Here is a 4,493-nt window from a genome sequence, read left to right on the forward strand (position 1 = left end):
GATCGGTCGAGGTCATCGCCGCGAGGAGCGCCTGCCACTGCTCGGGCAGGTCCTCGGGGATGTGCGGCGGGCGGTGCAGCCTGGCGAGGGCGGCCTCGATCGCGCTGCCGGTGTACTCCCGCTCGCCGCGCAGCGCCTCGAGGAGCACGAGGCCCAGCGAGTAGACGTCGCTCGACGTGCCGATCTCCTCGCCGCGCGCCTGCTCGGGTGAGATGTAAGCCGCGGTGCCCATGATCGCGCCGTCGCTCGTGAGGCGGGACCCGTCGATGAACTGGGCGACGCCGAAGTCGGCGAGCTTCGCCATGAGCGTGTAGCCCAGCGTCGGCACGTCGGCGACGAGGATGTTCTCGGGCTTCACGTCGCGATGCACGATGGAGTGCCCGTGCACGTAGCTCAGCGCATCGGCGATCTGGGCGCCGACGTCCGCGACCTGGCGCGGGGTCWTGGGCCCTCGTGCGAGGCGGTGCGCGAGCGAGCGCCCCTCGATGTACTCCATCACGACGTAGCGGCGCGCGGCGCCCTCGTGGAGGAGGGTACCGGCGTCGTGGATGTCGACGAGGCCGGGATGGTTCAGGCGGCTGAGCAGCCGGATCTCGCGTTCCCGGCGTTGCAGGTCGGCGACCGTGTCGTCGGTCGCCCGGAACACCTTGACCGCGACGTCACGGCCGAGCTCGGTGTCGCGGGCACGGTAGACGTCGGCCATGCCGCCCGAGCCGAGGTGCTCGCGGAAGTCGTAGCGTTGTCGGGAGTTGTCGGGCGCGGCTGTGGTATCCGCGAGGGTGGGGTCGGTCATGGGTCGGCTCCTGATGTCACTGCGCGCCTCGGGTTCGACGCACTCCGCATCGATGGACTCATGCGTGTGGTCAGGTTACACAAGGACCCGAGACCGGCCCGAGGGCTTGCGCTGCAGCCGATCGTGCCGTATGCCGGGCGGGTCGGGAATGCGCGCACGCGCGCTGCGTTGTGGTTGAGGGTGGGGTGCGCCGCGGCCCGCGAGCCGCACGGACGAGGAGGAACGTGACCGAGCAGACCGCCGTGGGATTCCGCTCCGACCGAGGGCCGGTGCTCATCGCCCTCATGCTGTCGACGGGACTCGTCGCCATCGAGGCCACGATCCTCGCGACGGCCGTGCCGTCGATCGTCGCCGACCTCGGCGGCTTCACGCAGTTCCCCTGGCTGTTCTCGGTCTTCCTGCTCGCCCAGGCGGTGTCGGTGCCCGTCTACTCGAAGCTCGCCGACACGGTCGGCCGCAAGCCGATCATCCTCATCGGCATCGGCTTCTTCCTCATCGGGTCGATCCTCTGCGGCGTGGCCTGGGACATGACCTCGCTCATCGTGTTCCGCGCGGTGCAGGGCCTCGGCGCCGGCGCCGTGCTGCCCGTGTCGATCACGATCACGGGCGACATCTACACGGTGCGCGAGCGGGCACGGGTGCAGGGCTACATCGCGAGCGTGTGGGCCGCGTCATCCGTCATCGGGCCCTCGCTCGGCGGCCTATTCGCCGAGTTCCTCACCTGGCGCTGGATCTTCTTCGTGAACATCCCGCTCTGCCTCATCGCCGCGCTGATGCTCGTGCGCAACTACCACGAGAACGTGGAGCGGCAGAGGCACCGTATCGACGTCGCCGGCGCCGTGGTGCTCACCGTCGCCCTGACGCTGCTCATCCTCGCCGTGCTCGAGGGCGGGCAGGCGTGGGCGTGGAACTCGTGGCAGAGCATCGGGGCGTTCGCCCTCGGCCTCGTGCTCATCGCGGTCTTCGTGCTCATCGAGCGGCGGGCGGCCGAGCCCGTGCTGCCGCTCTGGGTGTTCTCCCGGCGCCTCATCCTCACGACGTCGCTCATCTCGTTCGGCGTGGGTGCGGCCCTCATCGGCCTCACGTCCTACGTGCCGACGTTCCTCGAGATGACGGCCGGCGCGACCCCGATCGTGTCGGGCCTCGCGGTCGCGGCGCTCACCCTGGGCTGGCCGATCTCGGCGTCGCAGTCGGGCCGCATCTTCCTGCGCATCGGATTCCGCAGCACGGCGTTCATCGGCCTCGGCATCGCGGTGCTCGGGGCGATCGGGCTGTTCGCGGCGTCGCTCGTTCCGAACGTCTGGACGACGGCGATCGCCTGCTTCGTCGTGGGGCTCGGCCTCGGCCTCGTCGCCTCGCCCACGCTCATCGCGGCCCAGTCGTCGGTGCCGTGGACGGAGCGCGGCGTGGTGACCGGCGCGAACATGTTCCTGCGCTCGATGGGCAGCGCCGTCGGCGTGGCGATCTTCGGCGCGATCGCGAACGGCGTCATCGCGGGCACGGGCCTCGGCGAGCACTCCCCCGTCGCCATCCACGCGGCCTCCACGGCGGTGTTCTTCGCGGTCATCGTCGCGGCGGTGGCCACGATCGCCGGCGCGGCCGCGATGCCGAGCGCGCACGTCGACGACATCGAGCACCGTCCGGCCGGGCCGGGGCCAGAGCCGGCGGCCGCGCGGGAGGTCGTGCCGGAGGCCGAGCACCGCCCCGTCGGCGAGGTCGAGCAGGCGGCCGCGCCGGAGCGCAAGCCGCGCTAGTCGGCCCGCATCCCCGCGGGCCCGATGACCTCGCGCTCGAAGGTGCGGATCCAGCGCTGCCGGGTCGCCCGGTACTCGGCGTGCGTCGTGAACCGGTAGTGGTAGGCGTGCACGCGCACCCACCGCGGTGGGACCCCGCCGAACGGATCGTGCGCGAGGAGGCGCAGCGTGGGGGCATCCGCCTCGAGCAGGCGCAGCAGGAACATCTCGAACCACGGCTCCCACATGCGGCCGAGCGGCAGGAACCACATGAGCCAGTCGAGCCGCAGGTGGTACGGCGCCCACTGCCGTGGCACGGCGCGCACGTCGCCGGGCTTGCCCTTGAAGGCGTACTCGCGCCAGTCCGACTCGTCGTCGGGCGACGGGTCGAGCGTGCCCTCCACGACGACCTCGATGCGCCGCTTCGTGACCGTGCCGAACGCGCCGTAGGCGTTCACGAGCATCCAGCGGTTGAAGCTCGCGTTCATGAGCTGCCGCCGCGAGAGCAGGTTCTTGATCGGCCACCAGCTCAGCACGAGCAGCAGGGCGGATGCCGCGAGCACCACGATCGCCCACCAAATCGGCGTCGTCGCGGCATCCGTGCCCAGGTCGGCGGGGATCGCCGGAACGAGCCGGTGCCAAGCCGAGTCGGTGATGGCGGACGCCGCGAGCACCACGGTGATCCAGTTCAGCCACGCGAAGTTGCCGGTGACGATGAGCCACAGCTGGGTGAGGATCACGATGGCGGCCGCGATCGACCCGACCGGGCCTGGCACGAAGAGCAGGAACGGCACGACGAGCTGGGCGAAGTGGTTGCCGAGCACCTCGCCCCGGTGGAACCACTTCGGCAGCAGGTGCGCCTGCCGGCTGAGCGGGTTCGGCATCGGCTGCGTCTCGTGGTGGTACATGAGAGCGGTGAGGTCGCGCCACTCCTGCCCGCCGCGGATCTTGATCATGCCCGCGCCGAACTCGAGCCGGAACACGAGCCACCAGATCGCGACGATGATCGTGGTCGGGGGCGGCTGGTCGTTCGAGCCGAGGAACGCCACGGTGAACAGCGCCTCGCAGAGCAGCATCTCCCACCCGAAGCCGTAGAACGTCTGGCCGACGTTCACGATCGAGAGGTAGAGGATCCAGAGCGCGAGGAACACGAGGAGCGGCACCCAGGGCGGGCCGAGCTGCGGCAGCCCGATGACGACGGATGCCGCGAGCACGATGCCCGTGACCGCGACGGCGACGAGGCGCCGATCGGTATAGCCCCAGCGGAACACGCTCGGGCCCCGGAGCCGGCGGGCGATGCGCAGGAGCTCGGGCACCGGCAGCAGGCCGTGCTCGCCGAGCAGCGGACGGAACTGGTTCAGCGTCGAGAGGAAGGCGAGGAGCGCGAGCGCACCCACCCCGCGCTGCAGCACCTGGCGGGCGATCTCGTAGTCGTGCGCGTCGAACCAGTCGGGCCAGTCCACGCCCTCACGCTACGCCCGGCTCCCGCGCCGCCGGAACCCGCTTGCGCACGCGTGCCGCCCGGGCGAGAGCCGAGCCGGCTCAGGCGATGCCGAACTGCTCGCGGAGCGCGAGCTTCGCGGCGTACCAGCCGTTCATGCCGTGCACCGCGGGTCCGGGCGGGGTCGCACTCGAGCAGAGGTACACGCCGCGCAGCGGGGTGCGCCACGGCGCCTGCGACACCACGGGCCGCTTCACGAGCTGCGCCAGGCTGAGCTCTCCCGAGTAGATGTCACCTCCGACGTAGTTGGCATTGTGCGCCGCGAGGTCGACGGCGGTGCGCTGCGCCGAGCCGAGCACGAGGTCGCGGAACCCCGGGGCGAACCGCTCGACCTCGCGGGTGACGAGCTCGGTCGCGTCGAGCGTCGACCCGGCGGGCACGTGCGTGTACGCCCAGAGCACGTGCTTGCCCGCCGGTGCGCGCGACGGGTCGACGATGGTCGGCTGGGTCGCGAGCACGTACGGAT

General features: G+C 71.2%; 4 protein-coding genes. 1 reads left to right on the forward strand and 3 read right to left on the reverse strand.

What is annotated here, in order from left to right:
• On the reverse strand, positions 1-793 hold a 793-nt coding region (locus tag AC1DY2_RS16045; protein ID WP_476763329.1), incomplete at its 3' end, for a serine/threonine-protein kinase.
• A gap of 284 nt (positions 794-1,077) precedes the next feature.
• Here AC1DY2_RS16045 and AC1DY2_RS16050 point away from each other — a divergent pair.
• Positions 1,078-2,547, forward strand: coding sequence for an MDR family MFS transporter (locus AC1DY2_RS16050; protein ID WP_476763332.1), 1,470 nt, complete (start codon positions 1,078-1,080; stop codon positions 2,545-2,547).
• Here the strand turns inward: AC1DY2_RS16050 and AC1DY2_RS16055 are convergent.
• Positions 2,544-3,989 carry a lipase maturation factor family protein gene (locus tag AC1DY2_RS16055; RefSeq protein ID WP_476763330.1) on the reverse strand — a complete coding sequence of 482 codons (1,446 nt, stop codon included), beginning with the start codon at positions 3,987-3,989 and terminating at the stop codon, positions 2,544-2,546. The genes AC1DY2_RS16050 and AC1DY2_RS16055 overlap by 4 nt on opposite strands.
• A gap of 79 nt (positions 3,990-4,068) precedes the next feature.
• The coding region (locus AC1DY2_RS16060; protein ID WP_476763331.1) for a phytoene desaturase family protein at positions 4,069-4,493 on the reverse strand (425 nt) is incomplete at its 5' end.

This window comes from Agromyces sp. P1_H4, from assembly GCF_056405255.1.